The 17,895-nt window shown below is 64.9% G+C and carries 15 protein-coding genes; 9 read left to right on the top strand and 6 right to left on the bottom strand.

Features of this window, described 5'->3' with window-relative positions; translation table 11 throughout:
* Positions 1-384: 384 nt before the first annotated feature.
* The 3 genes from P5W98_RS31250 to P5W98_RS31260 form a co-directional block, all read right to left on the bottom strand.
* Positions 385-1,014: a hypothetical protein gene (locus P5W98_RS31250; RefSeq protein ID WP_421028301.1), complete on the bottom strand. Its 630-nt coding sequence runs from the start codon at positions 1,012-1,014 to the stop codon at positions 385-387.
* Positions 1,015-1,034: 20 nt separating this feature from the next.
* On the bottom strand, positions 1,035-1,412 hold the full coding sequence (locus P5W98_RS31255) for a hypothetical protein (protein ID WP_421028302.1): 378 nt from the start codon (positions 1,410-1,412) through the stop codon (positions 1,035-1,037).
* A gap of 146 nt (positions 1,413-1,558) precedes the next feature.
* Complete coding sequence (locus P5W98_RS31260) at positions 1,559-2,611, bottom strand: acyl-CoA dehydrogenase family protein (protein ID WP_421028303.1); 1,053 nt, start codon at positions 2,609-2,611, stop codon at positions 1,559-1,561.
* A 615-nt stretch (positions 2,612-3,226) separates the two neighbouring features.
* Between P5W98_RS31260 and P5W98_RS31265 the strand changes: the two genes are divergently transcribed.
* The 7 genes from P5W98_RS31265 to P5W98_RS31295 all read left to right on the top strand — a co-directional run bounded on the left by P5W98_RS31265 (position 3,227) and on the right by P5W98_RS31295 (position 9,951).
* Positions 3,227-4,414, top strand: a complete 1,188-nt coding sequence (locus tag P5W98_RS31265; RefSeq protein WP_421028304.1) for an ABC transporter substrate-binding protein — start codon at positions 3,227-3,229, stop codon at positions 4,412-4,414.
* Between the two features lie 62 nt (positions 4,415-4,476).
* Complete coding sequence (locus P5W98_RS31270; protein ID WP_421028305.1) at positions 4,477-5,700, top strand: ABC transporter substrate-binding protein; 1,224 nt, start codon at positions 4,477-4,479, stop codon at positions 5,698-5,700.
* Between the two features lie 46 nt (positions 5,701-5,746).
* A complete protein-coding gene (locus tag P5W98_RS31275; protein WP_421028306.1) occupies positions 5,747-6,619 on the top strand; it encodes a branched-chain amino acid ABC transporter permease in 873 nt (290 codons plus the stop codon).
* A gap of 5 nt (positions 6,620-6,624) precedes the next feature.
* Entirely contained in the window at positions 6,625-7,638 is a 1,014-nt protein-coding gene (locus tag P5W98_RS31280; RefSeq protein WP_421028307.1) for a branched-chain amino acid ABC transporter permease, read from the top strand.
* Complete coding sequence (locus P5W98_RS31285) at positions 7,625-8,365, top strand: ABC transporter ATP-binding protein (RefSeq protein WP_421028308.1); 741 nt, start codon at positions 7,625-7,627, stop codon at positions 8,363-8,365. Before P5W98_RS31280 ends, P5W98_RS31285 begins: the two co-directional genes overlap by 14 nt.
* Positions 8,358-9,059, top strand: coding sequence for an ABC transporter ATP-binding protein (locus tag P5W98_RS31290; RefSeq protein ID WP_421028309.1), 702 nt, complete (start codon positions 8,358-8,360; stop codon positions 9,057-9,059). The genes P5W98_RS31285 and P5W98_RS31290 overlap by 8 nt, the downstream gene beginning before the upstream one ends.
* A gap of 247 nt (positions 9,060-9,306) precedes the next feature.
* A complete protein-coding gene (locus P5W98_RS31295; protein ID WP_421028310.1) occupies positions 9,307-9,951 on the top strand; it encodes an FMN-binding negative transcriptional regulator in 645 nt (214 codons plus the stop codon).
* Between the two features lie 21 nt (positions 9,952-9,972).
* On the opposite strand, the gene P5W98_RS31300 is transcribed toward P5W98_RS31295, so the two are convergent.
* Entirely contained in the window at positions 9,973-13,503 is a 3,531-nt protein-coding gene (locus tag P5W98_RS31300; protein WP_421028311.1) for an AAA family ATPase, read from the bottom strand.
* Positions 13,500-14,789, bottom strand: a complete 1,290-nt coding sequence (gene sbcD, locus P5W98_RS31305; RefSeq protein WP_434718546.1) for an exonuclease subunit SbcD — start codon at positions 14,787-14,789, stop codon at positions 13,500-13,502. The genes P5W98_RS31300 and sbcD overlap by 4 nt, the downstream gene beginning before the upstream one ends.
* A gap of 237 nt (positions 14,790-15,026) precedes the next feature.
* Between sbcD and P5W98_RS31310 the strand changes: the two genes are divergently transcribed.
* A complete protein-coding gene (locus P5W98_RS31310) occupies positions 15,027-16,019 on the top strand; it encodes an IclR family transcriptional regulator (RefSeq protein ID WP_421028313.1) in 993 nt (330 codons plus the stop codon).
* A gap of 39 nt (positions 16,020-16,058) precedes the next feature.
* Here P5W98_RS31310 and P5W98_RS31315 read toward each other — a convergent pair whose 3' ends face one another.
* Positions 16,059-17,135: a porin gene (locus P5W98_RS31315; RefSeq protein ID WP_421028314.1), complete on the bottom strand. Its 1,077-nt coding sequence runs from the start codon at positions 17,133-17,135 to the stop codon at positions 16,059-16,061.
* A 445-nt stretch (positions 17,136-17,580) separates the two neighbouring features.
* On the opposite strand from P5W98_RS31315, the gene P5W98_RS31320 reads away from it, so the two are divergent.
* Complete coding sequence (locus P5W98_RS31320; RefSeq protein WP_421028315.1) at positions 17,581-17,895, top strand: non-heme iron oxygenase ferredoxin subunit; 315 nt, start codon at positions 17,581-17,583, stop codon at positions 17,893-17,895.

Genomic DNA, 17,895 nt, shown 5'->3' on the forward strand with positions numbered 1-17,895 from the left:
CGCTTGGTGGTGCGTTCTTCGTACGAATCGTAGCGGCTCGGCAGGCGGGACGAACGCGCTCCGCGCCCCATCGAGCAGCAGTCGATTCGGCTCGTAACCCACCATAAGGTCCCATTGACGGTATCCGATTGATTCAGGTCAATGGCTTCTTTCCCGTTGTAAAGCCGTCTTTGCCGCCGGCCATTCAAGGCATCGCGAAATGGGAAGGTGTTCGGAAATCCACGGGCGATCGTGCGGCGTCCCCATGGACATCGTCGGATTTTTGCCGGAACTATCGTCGAGCGTTGTCGAACCTTAGCAGCCGCAGAATGATGCGCGGCTGCTCGAATCTGGAGCAGAAATCGGATTCACCAAGGCGTTCGCGAACTCGAGGCAGCCTAGCGGCTACTTCTCGAACCAGTATTCGAACTCGGTATGGTTCTGGTTGAAGGTCTTGGAGTCGGAGGTTGTCTCTGCGCGCACGATGCCGCGAATACCGCGGAACTTGCCGGTACCGCCGGTGATATCCAACTCTGTGAGGTTCTTCAGACGGTTGCTGTCTGGCAGCTTGTGATTGAGGAAATATCCACGCGCAAAAATCTTGTCGCCGTTCTCCATTCGGTATTCGACATAGCTGCGTCCCAGGCCGTTCAGATCGGTCAGATCGCTGGTGGCGCGGATGACGGCTTCTTTCAGAACGATGCCTTCGATTGTCTGGTCTTTGCCGCCGTAATTGCGCACCAGCTCGTATAGCCGCAGTTTGTGGCCGGGCACGTCACCGACGTCGAGGACATACTGTTGCGTGTACTTGTTTCCGCTCGCTGGTGCATCGAATGCGGCGATATGCGTATCTTGCGCAATGGCGGTCGTGGAAGCGAAAAGCAAGCCGCATAGTGCCGCCATCATTCCAGGTTGCATGGTCTTCTCCCAGCGGGGAAACCTGAAGCACGCCAGCAAGATCGCGGGAGGCAAACGCAACGCGCCTGGATCGGCCGGCGAGGCCGGAGCCAGGGCGAATGCGTGTTGCTGGCGCATGCCGTGAAAGCCAGGGACGCCTAGGCCTTCAGCAGCTCAGCTGCGAAAGAATTTGCGTGCGCTACGGCCTCTTGCGCGTTGAGGAATACACCGAGCTGCTCCCAGTGCTCCTCGACCGCGTAGGTTCCGTTGATGCCGAGTGCTCTTTGAACGCGCAGCTGCGCCGCGTACCTGCCGTCCTCCAATGGTCGTGCTGTCGCAACCACCTTGTGCGGAAGGCCGGGTCTTTCCGGCTGAACCAACTGTACAGGGGCTCCGGGCGCCCCGATATTGTTTAACTCGTTCCTCGCGTTACAGTCCGGGCAGTAGAAAAACCACGCCTCGTCGTCACGACTGAGTCGGACCTGCCCACGAGCCAGCACGGCACGACATTCAACGTTTTCACAGATGAACGGCATCGCAGTCTCCGGAGTTGTTTGGAGGAAAGCCTAGCATGTCTGCGGGCGGCCGGCCATCGGCGATGGTGCCGTGCCTGAAGCCAAAATCCGCGCCATTTCGGAACCGACGTCGTGGCGTTATGGACTGCGGAGCCGCATTCGTATGACTACCGCGCAGACAGATCCTGTTGCGGGCGATTCGATGAAAGCGTTCTCGAAAGCGCCAACGGCGTAGCCGCTTCATCGAGCGCATCGAAAATACCCGATGCATCTTCGCAGCGATCAACCGCCTGCGCACTCACAATCTCATCCCAGAAGGATTCCGAACCATATTGCAGGCGCTGCGCATGCAAGCGCCGCGTATAAAGCTGCAGATCGAACTTCGCGGCAATGCCCATCGCGCCCAGCAGCCCATGCGCGCCGTTCGCGACCAGCGGCGCCGCTCGGCTTGCGCGCGCCTTGGCAATCGCGGTGGCGAGGCGCTGCTGCCCGCTGCGATGCGCGGCACAGCCCATCTGCGCAGCCGAGCGCGTGGCGGCAACGTGCCCCGCCATCGCGCTCAGTTGCTGCTGCGCCGCTTCGACTTTGCCGGATTTGCCGGATGTTTCGTCAACCCGCTCGCGCGCGTTTACATAGTCGGCCGTGATGTCGAGCACGCGCTGCATCGCGCCCGCCATTGTGGCGGCCGTCACAAGCGCGCCCAACTCGGCGATGCCGCGCGCGGGCAGCGTACGTGCCGTGCGCGTATCGAAGCGCACAGTCGCGTCCAGTCCGTCGCCGTGTTTCTCCACGCAGGCTGTGTCGAGCGAGACGAGATACACGCCTGCCGCAGTCTCGACCACGACCGCGTCGGCCACTTGTCCATAGGGCACGAAGGCCATGCGTTGCGTGGAGTCGGCAATCGCCAGCGCGATCGGGCCGCGTGGCGCGTCCACCTGTGCGGCAGCCAGCAGATGGCGCGCGAGCATCGTGTGCGCGGCGGGCAACGGCAAGGCGTGCTGGCCGAACGCGAACAGCACGCCAGCCGCCTCGGCGAGCGGCAAGTCGGCGCCGCCTTGCGCCTTGGGCACGAGCGCGTCCAGCAGTCCGAGTGTTTCGAGTTGCCGCCAGAGTTCGCGACCCGCGCGGCGGTTGTGCGCCGCCTCCACGCCGCGCACGAATTGCGGCGTGCAGAGGCTGGCGAGCACCGCTTGCGCCGAAGCGGTCAGCATGTCGTCCATTTGCATCTCCCCTGGGTTGGCGTCGTTCCAGCATTTTTTTGCGGGAGGCTCGCGAGCGCTGCCCGAGTCCGTCCGATTCTAGGATCGCGGTCAAGGCGAAGCAACCGGAAAAAATCGGCGCTGCCGCGATTGATGCTTTGTTTAAGGCCTTGCTTCATTGCTGGGACGACGAATTCTCATTGATTCGCAAGGGAATTCGGGCGCGGCAGCGAAGCTTCGGGGTATACGCGCAGGCCGTTCCGATTCGCGCATCAGTTCATTTCGAAATTGGAAATGACGTGATGTGCGTGCAGTAGTTGCGTATGCAATTGATCGGCGGCGTCGATGCGAGCGCCGAACGCGGCCGAGGGTTTTCCCTTGGCTGTCGGGCGCAACGGCCACCCTCAGGCGCGCACCTAGGGGCAATTGCCGACTTCCACCGAGCCGAACGCCGGCTTTCCCGAAAACTAATTGTTAGCGTGGCGGCGCTCGACCACACTGGCACCTGTTCGATAGTGGCAAGCCCGGTGTGCCAGTCGGCCCGTTGGACCGAGGCCACCGAATAATGATTCGATATGCGAAATAAAAAGATACGATAAGCCTTCACACAAAAGCCCTCGAGGCACCGGAGGAGACATGACTCGATTGAAGCCGCGCGTCGCGCAGGCATTCGCCGCACTCGCCGCACTGAGCGGCCTCTTCGCCCCGGCTCAGGCCCACGCCTCCGAATGGAAAGTGGGCGTCGAACTGCCGCTCACCGGGCCGCTCGCGCAGGCCGGCACGGAGATGTACCGCGGCATTCAGGTGGCCGCCGACATGTTCAACCGGCGTCATCCTCAGGACAAGATCACGCTGGTCACCATCGACGACGAGTCGAACCCCGCCAAGGCCGTAGCGGCGGTCGAACAGCTTGCCTCGCAGCACATGGTCGCCATCGCGGGCGCGGCGAACTCGAATTGCGCGGGCCCGGCCTCCGAGGCCGCGAGCAAGGCAGGGCTCGTCTACGTGACCTCGGGCGGCACCAGCGACGACATGGTCACGCGCGGTCTCAAGAACTTCTTTCGCGTGAGCAACACGCCCGGTTATACGAAGGGCATGGCGGGACTCTTCGAGACGCTCGGTGTGAAGTCGGTGGCCATCGTCTACTCGACCAAGGACGCGACTAGCGACCTCGCGCGCCAACTGGATGCGGCGCTCAAGGCCAAGGGCGTGACGACGTACCTGCATGCCTACGACCCTTCCATTCGCGACTTCAAGCCTCTCATCAACAAGGTGAAGCTGCAGGACAAGCCCGACGCCATGGCCATGCTCGGCTACGAGAACGACTACGTGGGCATTCTGCGCGCCTCGCGCGTGCTCAAGCCCGAGGTCAAGGCGATTGCGGCGCCGTGGGCCTTCGCGAGCCCGAAGTTGGCGCAGTCGTTTCCCGAACTCGTGCCCAACGTGTACGGCGCGACGGTGCTTGCCTCACCCGCCGACTATCGCTCGGCGGATCAGCGCGACTTCTCGGACACCTATCAGCGGCTCTTCAAGACCGTTTCGAACTATCAGTCGCAAACCTCGTTCGTCTACGCGCAACTGCTGTTCGACGCTGTCGCCAGCGCGCAGAAGGCGGGCACGCTCGACAAGGGCGGCCTTGCCGACACCCTGCGCGCCACGCAACGCGACGACACCTTCATCGGCAAGGTGAGCTTCGATGCGCGCGGCGACAACCCGCACTACGTCGCGCACATGGGCCAGTTCGCTGCCAACGGTCAGCTCGCGCTCGTCTGGCCGGCACAGTACGCCACCGCGAAACCCGTCTATCCGGGCGTGCCGTGGTGAGCCCGCGCGTTCTCGCGCAATAACGCTATAAAAAACGCCATAAAACCGGTTTGGAGAACTCGATGTCCCGCAGCACTTCTCGCAACACGAACAACGCCGGGCGCGGCAAAGGGCGCGAGTTCGCACGCGCAATGATCAACCTTGGCGCATGTGCGCTCGCGCTGCTAGCCGGCACACCGTCCGCGTTCGCCGACGTGTTGCCGGTGGGCGTCGAGTTGCCGCTCACGGGAGCCATGGCGCGCGCGGGCACCGCGCAGCTCGAAGGCATCAAGGTTGCGGCCGACCTGTTCAATCGCAGCAACGGCCAGCACAAAATCGCGCTCACCGTGATCGACGACGAAGCGCAGCCGGCCAAGGCCGTCTCCGCCGTGGAGAAGCTCGCTTCGCAAGGCGTGCTGGCGATTACCGGCGGCTACGGCTCGAACGCCGTGAGCCCGGCTTCGGAAGCCGCCGACAAGGCCGGTCTCGTCTACATCACCTCGGGCGCCGTCGACAGTGCGATCACCTCGCGCGGTCTCAAGCGCTTCTTTCGGGTGGGCCCCGCATCGGGCTATTCGAAGGCCGTGCTGGCGCAGCTGGATGCGATGGGCGTGAAGTCGGTGTCGATCGTCGCCTCGACAAAGCAGGCGACCACCGACCTGAGCAACGACGTCTCCACGAAGCTGCGCGCTAAGGGCGTGACGGTCACGGTGCATGCGTTCGATCCCACCATGACGGACTTCAAGCCGCTCGTGAACAAGATCCGCTTGCAGGACAAGCCCGAAGTCATGCTGATGATCGGCTACGAAAACGACTATATCGGCATCCTGCGCGCGGCGAAGGTTCTCAAGCCGCAACTGAAGGCGGTGATGGGCACATGGTCGCTTGCCACGCCGAAGATGGCCGCCGAGTTTCCCGACCTCGTGAACAACGTGATCGGCTGCGCGATGTTGCCGTATCCGGTGCAGTTCGCGAGCGCCGAGGGCAAGGCCTTCGTCGACGCCTTCGTGACCGCGTACAAGAAGGAACCGGACTACGCCGCCGAGTTCGCCTTCGTGCAATCGACGCTGCTCTTCAACGCGATGGCGCGCGCCGCCGACGCCGGCACGCTCAAGAAAGACGGCATTGCCGCGGAACTGCGCGCGAAACCGCAGGACACGCTGATCGGCAAGGTGAGCTTCGCGGCGAATGGCGACAACCCCTCGTTCGTGAACTACGTGGCGCAGATTCAGGGCGAACGCATCGTGATCGTGTGGCCGAAGGAGCACGCTACGGGCAAGCTCAACTATCCGGCGCTGCCATGGTGAGCGCGCCGCTTTTTTCGCAATCGCGGATTTGAAAGAGGAGGTCGCGATGAGCGAACTCGTATTGCAATCGCTGTACTCGGGGGTGCTCGTGGGCGGTGCGTATGCACTTGTCGCGCTCGGGCTTGCCCTCGTGTTCGGCTCGATGCGCGTCATCAATCTCGCGCATGGCGAATTCGTGCTGCTGGCGGCCTATATCGCCTATACGTTCGAGACGCGCCTGAACCTCAACCCCGTGTTCGCAATTCCAGCGGCGATTCCGGTGGTATGCGCGGCCGCGGTGGCCGCGTGGCATCTGGTGAGCCGCATCAAGAGCGACCGGGAGCTGAACTCGCTGATCCTCACCTACGGCATCGGCATCGTGCTCACCAACGCGGTGCTGCTGGGCTGGGGCGCCGACGTGCGCTCGACCGGCAACCCCTGGCTGCAAGACAGCGTGATGCTAGGCAATCTGCTTGCGATGCGCAGCGAAGTGCTGTCGTTCGGCATCAGCGTCGTGCTGATGCTCGCGCTCTGGTGGTGGCTCTCGCGCTCGTGGTATGGGCGCGCGGTGCGCGCGATCTCGAGCAACCGCGACGCCGCGCGCCTCATGGGCATCGATCCTCGCAAGACCGAACTGGTCTCGTTCATCGTGGCGGGCGTGCTGGCCTCGTGCGCGGGCGTGTCTATCTATGCGTCGAGCGCCGTGCAGCCTTCGATTGGCGAGGCGCTCACCGTGAAGGCGTTCATCATCACGGTGCTCGCGGGCGTGGGCTCGATACCTGGCGTGCTGGCGGGCGCGATGCTGCTAGGCATTACCGAGGCGCTGACCGTCACGCTCGCGAGCTCCGCATTGCAGGAACTGGCCGGCATGCTGCTGTTCCTGATCGTGCTGTACGTGCTGCCCAACGGCCTGTTCGGCGTGGCGAAGAGAAGAGGGTGAGGCCGATGACCACCATGTCCAAACTGGCGTCGAAACCGCAGGCGGCACGCGCCTCCAGGCCCGCCGCGCGTCTTGTCGCGCTGGCCATGACGCTGGCGCTGCTCTATGTGGCCGTGCCGCTCGCGCTGGGGCACAACCTCTACCTGATGAGCCTGGCCGTGGCCTCGCTCACGATCGCGGCCATCGCGCTCGCGTGGGCCTTGCTCGGCAACCTCGGCGGCATGGTGAGCTTCGGGCACAGCGCATTCTTCGGCGTGGGCTCCTATATCTCGGCGCTGCTCACGCTGAAGGCGGGCTGGCCCGTATTCGCGGCAATCGCGGCGGGCGGCGTGGGCGCGGTTATCGCCTCGCTTGCCATGGCGCCGGCATTGCGCCTGCGGGGGCCGTACTTCGCGCTGGCCATTCTCGCGTATGCGCAAATCTTCCGCATCGTCGCGACCGAATGGTCCGGCCTCACGGGCGGTGCGAGCGGCCTCTCCAGCATTCCATCGTTGCCTGAAGTCGCGGGCTTCGACTTCGGCAGCAAGGTCGGCGGTTATCTGATCATCCTGACGATCGTGCTGGTCTTCGCACTGATCTATGCAAAGCTGCGCGGCTCCAACGTGGGGCTCGCGCTGCGCGCGATGCACGAATCGGAAGACGCCACGCGCGTGGTGGGCGTGAACAGCGTGATGCTCAAACTCGCGATGCTGATGCTCTCCGCGCTCATGACGGGTCTCGTGGGCGCTTTCAACGCGCACTACATCAACTTTCTCGAACCCGACTATGCCTTCAACGCGAGCTGGGCCGTGGTGCCCATCATCGCGGCGATCTGCGGCGGCTATCGCACCATACTCGGGCCGCTGGTGGGCGCGGTGTCGGTGTATCTGATCGATCAACTGGTGCTCAAGAGCCTGTTGCCCACCGGGCATCAGATTGTACTTGGCATGCTGCTCGTGGCGATGATCATCGTGAGCCCGGCGGGGCTGACCGCGCTGCGCCTGAAACGTACCCGGCGAGGTGTCTATGCAGCAGGCTGAAGGCAAGACTGCGCTGCAACTGCAGGACGTGTCGATTCGCTTTGGTGGCATCACGGCGGTGAGCGGCGTTTCGCTCACGCTCGACACGCACGACGTGGTGGGCCTCGTCGGCCCGAACGGCGCGGGCAAGACCACGCTGTTCAACGCGGTCTCCGGGCTCGTGCGTCCCACCAGCGGCTCGATCCGCTTCGCGGACGTGGACCTGCTCAAGACGCCGCTGTACCGGCGTGCGCGCATGGGCATCGGGCGCACCTTCCAGGTGCCGCAGCCCCTGCACGAACTCACGGTGCGCGAGAACCTCGTGGTCTCGCAGCGCTTTGGCGCCGGCCACGTGGACGACGCGCGCATCGACGAGATTCTCGAATTCATGGGCCTCGCCGGCAAGGCGCAGCGCAACGCGGCGACCGAACTGGCGCTCACCGAGCTCAAGGCGCTCGAAGTAGCGAAGGCGCTAGCGACCAATCCCAGGCTGCTTCTGCTCGACGAAGTGCTGGGCGGCCTGGAGACGGCAACCAAGCGGCGCTTCATGAAGACACTGATCGACGTGCATGAGCGCTATCAGGTAGGCATCCTGATCATCGAGCACGACATCGAGACGGTGATGAACCTGTGCCGCCGCGTGGCTGTGCTCAACTTCGGCAAGCTGATCGCCGACGGGCCGCCCGCCGAGGTGTTCCGAGATCCGGAGGTCGTGCGCAGCTACACCGGGGAGGCGGCCCATGCTTGACATCGTCAAAGTGCGCGCGGGCTACGGCGCGATCAACGTGCTATGGGACGTATCGCTGAACGTGGCGAGCGGCGAGGTGACCACCATCGTCGGCCCGAACGGTGCGGGCAAGACCACGCTGCTGCGCGCGATCATGGGGCTCGTGCCGGTCGAGCACGGGCAGATCCTGTTTGACGGCGCACCGCTTGGGGGTGTGCCCACGTGGCAGATGGCGCAGCGCGGCATTGCGATGGTGCCCGAGGGCCGCATGATCTTCCGCGATATGTCGATCGAGGAGAACCTCATGCTGGGCGCATTCGCGAAGACGCGCCGCGCCGGGGCCGCCCGGCAGATCGAGGAGGTCTACGCGCTTTTTCCGCTGCTCAAGGAGCGCCGCGCGTTGCCTGCGGGCACGCTCTCGGGCGGCCAGGCGCAGATGCTCGCGCTCGGGCGCGGCCTGATGTCCGCGCCGCAACTGATGCTGATCGACGAGCCATCGCTCGGGCTCGCGCCCGTGATGGTGCAGGAGGTGTTCGCGATCCTCGAACGGCTGAAGGCGGCGGGCCGCACGATCGTGCTGGTCGAGCAGAACACCCATATGGCGTTGCGGCTGGCGAATCAGGTCTACCTGATGCAGGGCGGCAAGGTTACGTTCGCGGCGCGCGCGAACGAGGTGGATGTCGAGGCGCTGCACGACAGGTACTTTGCGCGCTGAGGGTTCCGGGCGGGTGCAAAACCGGGATGCGCGGTCAATTCCAGATATCGTCAAGGGAAGCGGGATATCGGCCGCCTCATGGTGCGCCGTGGCGAACGCTAGCGGCATGAAGTCTGCGGCTGGTCCCTCGAAGATGGCCCGCGCTGGCTCTACAGCACGGGCCGGTTTGGCGCGACAATAGATGGATTATTCTCGCAGGGCGCGCGGGTCGGCACACCGTTAGCGCCCGCCCACCCGTGGAGCCGCCATGTACGTCCCAGCCCATTTCGACGAGTCCCGCACCGAGGTCCTGCACGCGCTCATCGCGCAGCATCCGTTCGGCACGCTCGTCACGCACGGCGCAAACGGCCTGGACGCCAATCACATTCCGTTCGAACTCCTTGCCAATGAAGGCGCGCTCGGCACGCTGCACGCGCATGTCGCGCGCGCGAATCCGCTCTGGCAGGAAGTGGCCGACGGCGGCGAAGTGCTAGCCATCTTTCGCGCCGGCGACGCCTATGTTTCGCCCACCTGGTACCCGAGCAAACACGAGACGCACCGCCAGGTGCCCACCTGGAACTATGTCGTGGTGCACGCGCATGGCCGCATCCGCATTCGTGACGACGAAAAATTCGTGCGCGGCGTGGTGGCGCGCCTCACGCGCACCCACGAGGCGAACGAGGCCAGGCCCTGGAAAATGGGTGATGCGCCGCAGGACTATCTCGACACCATGCTCAAGGCCATTGTGGGGCTGGAGATCGAGATCACGCGCCTCGTGGGCAAGCGCAAGCTCGGACAGAACAAGGACGCGCGCGACATACACGGCGCAGGCGATGCGCTCGTGGCGCGCGGCCACGACGACCTGGGCCTGCAGATGCTCGAAATTGCCACGCACAAGGCCGGGCAGGGCTGAAGCGCGCGCGGCGGATTCGCCTTAGCGCGCGTGGATCGATAGCCGCGAGTGGCCGATCCCACCGCCTTTGTCCACGCGGATCTGCGTGGCAATGCGCTCCTTGAGGCTGTCGACGTGGCTGATTACGCCGATCATCTTGCCGCTGGCGTTGAGCGTATCGAGTGCATCGAGCGCGATTTCCAGCGTATCGCCGTCGAGCGTGCCGAAGCCCTCGTCCAGGAACAGCGAATCGATCGAGGTCTTGTGGCTCACCAGATCCGAAAGCGCGAGCGCCAGCGCGAGACTCACGAGGAAGCTCTCGCCGCCCGAAAGCGTGCGCGTGTCGCGCGTGGCGTCGGCCTGCCAGCCGTCGACAATCTCCAGTTCGAGTTCGCCCGTGGACTTGCGGCGCAGCAGATAGCGCGCGTGCAGGCGGTCGAGATGGCGGTTCGCGAGCGCGAGCAGATGGTCGAGCGTGAGCCCTTGCGCGAAGCGGCGGAACTTGTCGCCCCTTGCGGAGCCGATCAGCGCGTCGAGCCGTTGCCAGAGATCGGCGTCCTGGGTTTGCGCTTCGATTTGCTCGAATAGCGCGCGCTGGCTTTCGCGCTGCTGCGCATCGCGTGCGAGCAGCCCGCGTTGCTCGCCTAACCGTTCGGTGAGCGCGGCGCTTTCCTTCTCCACCGTTTCGAGTTGCGCGTCCAGTGCGTCGGCGCTGGCCTCGGTGAGCGCTTGCGCTTGCAGGCGTGCGAGCTTGTCGCGCACGCTTTGCAGCAGCGCGCCAGCTGTCTGTTGCTCTTGCTCATGTTGCTGCTTGAGCGTCTGAAGCTGCTTGCGCGTCTCGGCAGGCAACAGCGCCGCGAGGAACGCGATGTGATCGGCAAACGGGCTGTTGGCGAGCGCTGCTTGCCATGTTTGCGTGGCTTCGTCGAGCGCGGCGCGCTGCTGTGCGAGCGTGCGTTCGAGATGGGTGCGCTGGCCGTCGAGCGTGTCCAGTTCGCGCGTGAGCGCATCGGCGCGCGCCACGCCGGCTTCGAATGCTTCCGCTGAGGCATCTTCCTCGCTATCGCTGCTGTGATCGATGTCGTCGAACAGGGAGGCCGTCTGGTTCCGGCGTGCCGGATCAATTGGTTCGGACGTCGACATTTCCATGCCGACGGCCTTGCAGCGCTCGCGCCATCCCTGGACTTGCGCCTGCGCGGCGTCGCATTGCACGCGCTGGCGCACGAGCGCCTGTTCGAGCGCTTGCAGGCGGCGCTGCGTGTCTTGCCACGTGCGCCATTCGACCTCGCGTGCTTGCAGCCACGAAGCCGTGTCTTCGGGGACGGCTTCGAGCTGGTAGCCTCCTGCGCGCACCGCGTCGAGCAAGGTGCTGGCCTCGCGGTCGAGGTCGGCTTGCAGCGCGTCGCGTTCATGTGCGATCTCGGCAAGCCGCGCCTGCATGGCGTTGAGCGATTGCTCCAGCAACGCTGCATCAGCGCGCGCCGCCTGCAATGCGTCCGAGCAACGGTTGTTTGCCTCGCGTGCGCGAGCGAGCGCTTCCTCTGCCTGCTCGGCGGCCTCCAGATGCTGCTTGAGTTGCTGCGAAGTTTTCCCGGCTGATTCGCGAGCCGCTGCAATGCCTTCCGAATCTTGCCAGCCCGTCTCGCCAGTTGCGGGCTGCGCGGGGAGCATCGCGACGATCGCGTCCCATTCCTCGCGGCCCTGAGCGCCGCGCGTGGCGAGCTGCTCGTGCTGCGCACGCTGCTGTGCCTGGGTCGCGCGCAGCGCCGACAAGGCCTCCGAGCCTTCGCGCAGACTCCGCTCGGAGACCTGCAGCTCCGCGCGAATCGCCTGCAAAGCCGTTTGCGTCGCCGACACATCGAGTGCGCGATATGCCTCGATTGCCGGGTGCTCGTGCGAGCCGCAGAGCGGGCAGGCCTCGCTGGGCCGCAATTGCTCGCGGTGCTGCGCGAGGCTGCGGATGATTTGCTCCTGTTCGAGCAGCTTCTGCTTGTCGGCCTCGCGAGCCCGGCATTGCGCATGCGTCTGCTGCAACGTCTTGAGCCCGGCGTCTCGAGCGTCGATCTCCCGCTCCACGCGCGCCAGATTGGCCGCGAGCGCGCGCGTTTCCGCGGCGATCGCACGGCGGCGCTCCGCCACGGCTTCCAGTTGCTGCCAGCGGGTGAACGTTGCTTGTCCCGCCTGCCATGCGTCGCGCAGTTGCGCGAGCGGCCGGCCCGCAAGCCGCTGGGCTTGCGCGGCATCCAGCTTTTGCACGTTTGCGTCGGACTCGGCTTTGGCGCGCTCGGCGGCGGTGAGCTTCGCAGCATGCTTTTCGCGTTGCGCGCGCTGTTCGCCTTGTTGCCGCTGCAGATCGGCGCGCAGTTTTTCCCGCGCGGCAACATCGGCTTGCATGCGCCGGCGCTGATCGAACTGCTGACGCCATGCGCCGATCCGCTCGCCAAGCTGCGCGAGATTTTCATTGGCGCGGCAAAAGGCATCGAGTTGCTGCTTCTGCGCATCGAGCTTTTCGAATTCCGCGCGTGCGCCACGCGCGAGGCTCGCGGCAAGCGCGGTGGTCTTGCCGTACGCGCGCCGTTGCGCAGTGAGCCGCTGCGTGCGGTCGCGGTGCAACGCAACGAGGTCCGCGCTGGATTGCCGGCATGCTGCTTCCGCTTGCTGCGCAGCTTGAAACGCGGGGCGCAGCGCTTCCGCTGGCTCGCTTGCCGCAAGCCGCCCGAGTTCGGGCGCGGCGGCATCAAGCGCGCTCACCGCCGTGGCCAGGCGCGCCTGCGCCGAATTCGCATCGGTTTCGGCCTGAGCGAGTTCGCGACGCCACTGGCGCTGGGCATGCAGCGTTTTCGCGTGCGTGGCGAACGCGCTCAACTGGCCCGTGAGCGTGCCGATTTCCTGCTCCATCGCCGCGCGCTGTTCGGCGCTCAGCAGTTCCATGCCGTCCGCTTTGGCGCGCAGTTGCTTGAGTGCGTCGCGCGCCTCGCCCGCGCGCTCGAATACCTTGCGCGAAATGTCGCCGTAGATTTCGGTGCCGGTGAGCTCTTCGAGCAATTCGGCGCGGTCGTTCGCGCTGGCGTTGAGGAACACCGCAAAGCCGCCTTGCGCGAGCAGCATCGAGCGCGTGAAGCGCGGAAAATCGAGCCGCGTGATTTCCGTCACACGCTTGAGTTTCTCGTTGATGTGAGTCGTGAGGATCGTGTCGCCGCCTGCGCCGCCGGGCAACACGCTCGCCAACTCCACGCGCGGCGCCTGCAATGCGCCGTCGACCTTGTCGCGCGCGCGGCGCTGGCTCCAGAACGCGCGATACACGCCACCCTTCACTTCGAAGACCACTTCCGCGAGGCAGTCCGCGGTATGGCGCGTCATGATCTCGTTCGCCGACGCGGACACCGTCTTCAGGCGCGGCGTTTCGTGATAGAGCGCGAGGCAGATCGCGTCGAGCAGTGTGGACTTGCCGGCCCCCGTGGGCCCGGTGATGGCGAAGAGGCCGTTATCGGCGAAGGGCGGCTGGGTGAAGTCGATATGCCACTCGCCCTTGAGCGAGTTCAGGTTCTTCAGGCGCAGGCTGCGGATCTTCATGCCTCGCCCTCCACGGTGGCGACGAGCACGCTCTTGTAGCGCTCGGTGAGCGCGGCGCGTATGTCGTCTTCCAGCGTTTCGTGTGCGAGACGCTGCGCGAACACGTCGAGCGGATCGAGCTCGTCGAGCGTCACGCCCGCGCTGCCCGACCACTGCGCCACGGCATTGCCGCGTTCGCGGCGAATGCGCAGCACTTCGAGCGGCAGGCCTTCGGCCATCGCCTGGATGCGCGCGGGCAGGTCGGCCAGATAGTCGTCTTCGGCCACCGTTACTTCGAGCCAGACGGGCCGCTCCGGCGAGGCGTCGCACGCGGCTTGAGCGACCTGAGCGACCTGAGCGACCTGAGCGACCTGAGCGACCTGAGCGAACGCGCCGGGCAGCGACTTCAGATTGCCCCGCAGGGCGACGAGCGGCTGAAACACCGGCACCGGAAGGGGCGTGACGGCTTCGAGGCCAGTCTCGCCCAGATCGACGAGCAGGACCTCCTTCTGTTGCGCGGCTTCATCGAAGCTCAGCGCGATGGGCGAACCGCTGTAGCGGATATGCGCGAGGCCGCCCACTTTCTGGGGCCGATGGATATGCCCGAGCGCGAGGTAGTCGACGTCCGGGAAAGCGCTGGTGGGGAACGCATCGAGCGCGCCCACGTAGATCTCACGCACCGATTCGCTCGCGCTCGCGCCCACCGTGGTGAGATGGCCCGTGGCGATGAGCGGGACATGGCGGCCAAGCTGCGCGCTCAATAGTTTGCGCGTGCTCTGCGCTTGCGCGTGGACGGCCTGATAGTAAGCCTGGATAGCGAGTTGCAGCGATTGCTGCTTTTGCTCGGCGCTCTGGCCATATTCGCTCTGCGTGACGTCGCGCGCGCGAATGAAGGGCACCGCGCAAACCACGCAGCCCGGCGTGGCGCCCGCGCCGCCGCCGCCGCGTTGCGGCAACACGCGCACCTGGTTCGCGGGCGCATCGGCGGCCGGAACCACGCTTGCCGAGAGCTGCTCCAGCAACGCGCTGCTTTCGCGCAGCGTCGCCACCGAGTCGTGATTGCCGCCGAGCAGCAGCAGCGCCACGCCGGCCGCGTGCAGGCGCACGACAAGCTGGCTATAGAGCTCGCGCGCGTAGCTCGGCGGCGTGCCGGTGTCGAAGATGTCGCCGGCGATCAGGACCGCATCGACAGCGTGCGCGTCGACTTGAACCATCAGCCAGTCGATGAGCTGCTGATGTTCGGCCTGGCGGCTCTTGCCCATGAAGTTCTGGCCCAGATGCCAGTCTGAGGTGTGAAGGAGGCGCATGCGGGGCGGATTTCGTTGGAGAGGCGGCCCGCGTGGTGCGGCTTGAAGCGGGCGCGAGTGGGCAATTGTAGTGCAGGCGCTGCGCCGGAGTTCGATGGGGGCGGTGCGCAACCCGATGGCGTGATGGCTGACGGGAGTGCGCTTCGCGCTATCATTGCCTCCATTACCGAATGCTTGAGGCGGGTTCGCCGGAGGCCACCCGATTCGAGCCGATTATTCAGCCGATCCAAGCCACCCATGGCCACAAAGAAAACGACTGGCAAGCGCGCCGCGCCGCCACCCGAGGAGATGCGCGACGACATCGACGCCGCCGAAACGGACAGCAACGCCGACAATAGCGCGGACGCGAACGCCGATGCAGAAGGCGCGCTGGCGTCCACCTATCTCGTGCCGGGGCTCGAGCGCGGGCTGCGCATCCTCGCCGAATTTTCGGCGCGCGAGCCCGTGCTGGGCGCGCCCGAACTGTCACGGCGCATCGGCATTCCGCGCACGACCACGTTTCGTCTCTTGCAGACGCTCGAAGCGCTCGGCTTCATCGAACGCGCCAACGGCGACCGGCAGTACCGGCTGAGCGTGGCGGTGCTGCGCCTCGGCTTTGAATATCTGAGCTCGCTCGAACTCACCGATTTCGGCACGCCGGTGCTGGAGCGCCTGCGCGACGCGACCGGCCTGTCCACCCATCTGCTGATACGCGACGAGCGCGACGTGGTGTTCGTGGCGAAGGCGCAAACGCGCGAGCCGATGTTCAGCTCGGTGAAGGTCCATGTGGGCACGCGCCTGCCCGCGCATGCGACCGTGCACGGCCAGGTGCTGATGGGAGACCTCACGCTCGCCGACTTGCGCGCGCTCTATCCTGAGAAGCAGCTCGAACGCTATACGGACCTCACGCCCGCGACCGTGGCCGACCTGTATGCGCGCGTGCGCGAATTCGCCCAGCAGGGCTATGCGGTGAGCGAAGCCTCGTTCGAGACCGGCATTTCGGTGGTGAGCGCGCCGGTGCGCGATCAGTCGGGCCGCATCGTGGCCGCGCTCACGGCGACCGTGCCGCGCTCGGACATCGGCGAGGCCGAGCGCGCGCCGCTGGTGGCCGCGGTGTGCGCGGCGGCACTGGATTTGTCGACGCGGCTCAATTACCGGCCCGCGCCCACCGACCCCACCGCGGCCCAGGCGGCTCTGGCCAATCAGGCGCCAGCCGCCGCGGCGCGCAGCCGGGGCGTTCACACACCCTGATGGGTTTCGGCGCGCGCGCCGCGCGCCAACGTCCGGCTATCAGAACGAATGGTGGATGCCGGCGAGCACGATGGCCTGATTGCGCCCGCTCGACACGCCCGCGGTGAAGAAGGCGGCGTTCGCCTCGGAGTTGGCGCGCTGGTAGAGCGCGTTCACATAAACCTGCGTGCGCTTCGACAGCGAGTACACGTCGCCGATCATCACCTGAGTCCAGCGGCGGCCGTCCAGCGTGGAGGTGGCCGCGCCGCCCACGACGCTGTTGAACGCCGTGAACTGGTAGTTCGCGCCGGCGTCGTAGCTCTGGAACGTGTCCGAGTGGCCGTTGGATTCCAGCTTGGTGCGCGTATAGAGGCCGTGCACGAGCAGTTTGCCGAACGAATACGACGCGCCGACACCCATGTTCTCCACCTTGTCGGCCATATACGTGGCCGAGGGCTGGCCCTGGAACGTCGGGACGATGCCCGTGGTGGCGATCGCCACCGCGCGGTTGTGCTCGTTCGACCACGCGGCGCCAGCCTTGAATGGGCCGTTCGCATAACCAAGCGAAAAGCCCATCGTGCGGCCGGTCGAGAAGTTCGTGGTGTTGCCGAAGCCGAACATCGCGCCCGCCGTGAAGCCGTACCAGCTGGGCGAGCGGTATTTCACCGAGTTGTCATAGGGCACCACGCTGGTATCCGCGAGCTGATCGATATTGCCCGGATGGAAGGCGTACCAGCTCTGCCCCAGATACGCCGTGCTTAGCGGGGAAAGCACGTCGAATGAAAACGGTGTTTGATGGCCGAACGTGAGGGAGCCAAACTTGTCCGAGGCGAGACCCACGTACGCCTGGCGATTGAACAGCGTGTTGGCCTTCGCCATCGCGCCCGTGTTCGTGTAAAAGCCGTTCTCCAACTGGAAGATCGCCTTGAGGCCGCTGCCCAGATCTTCCTGGCCGCGCAGGCCCCAGCGGTCGGGCTGTGTGTTGCCCTGTTCCATCATCCACTTCGAATGGCCGCCCACGTTGCTGATGTAGGCCACGCCCGCATCCAGACTGCCATATAGCGTGACGCTGCTCTGCGCCCATGCAGACGAGACGGCGCAGATGCCCGTCAACCCCGCGGCAATGAAGTGTTTCAAGTTGGTACTCCTGATCGTATGACGAAAAGCCAGGTTGATCGCCCGGCAGACCCAATTTCCTCGGACTGGTGCGGCGTGCTTCCAGCACCGTTACGCACGCTTTATTATTTGTTCCACCTATGGTTATATGTGCTGTATGTGGAACGTTTTGAGCAGTATAGTAACTATCGCGCGACGCCAAAATACTTTTTTGGGACGGTAGTTCCCCCAGGTGCGGACCCGCCGTTGTTTGCTCCACACGCGCGTAAGTGCCTGCGCTGTAGGCGTTTTGGCAACTTGAGCGGGATCTTGCGCAACGTTGATCATGTCCTTTTCAGAGATGCGCTCGGTGTTTTCCCCAGGAGCCATGAATTTCTGTTTTCTCGCCGCCTGAACGTTCCTATAATTGACCATACACGAACTGATGTTCCGTATGTGGAACATAGCTGATCGGGAAAGGTGAGAAATGGCTGAAGAATGGCGTTGCGCCGGACATGCCGGCGATCTGTCCGAAGATGCGCCGATCGAGTACAAGCTCGACGGCACGGAGATCGGCATCTACAAGGTGGGAGACGCGCTCTATGCGCTCGAAAACGTCTGCCCCCATGCATACGCGTTGCTGACGCAGGGCTTCGTCGATGGTGACACCGTCGAATGTCCGCTGCACGAAGCCGTGTTCCATATCCCAACCGGGAAGTGCCTCAAGGAGCCCGGCGGCCGCGATCTGAAGACGTACGCAGTGCGACTCGCCGGCGAAGAAATCCAGATCAAGGTGGAATGA

The sequence above is a fragment of the Paraburkholderia sp. A1BS-2L genome, from assembly GCF_051125205.1.
Classification (GTDB): Bacteria; Pseudomonadota; Gammaproteobacteria; order Burkholderiales; family Burkholderiaceae; genus Paraburkholderia.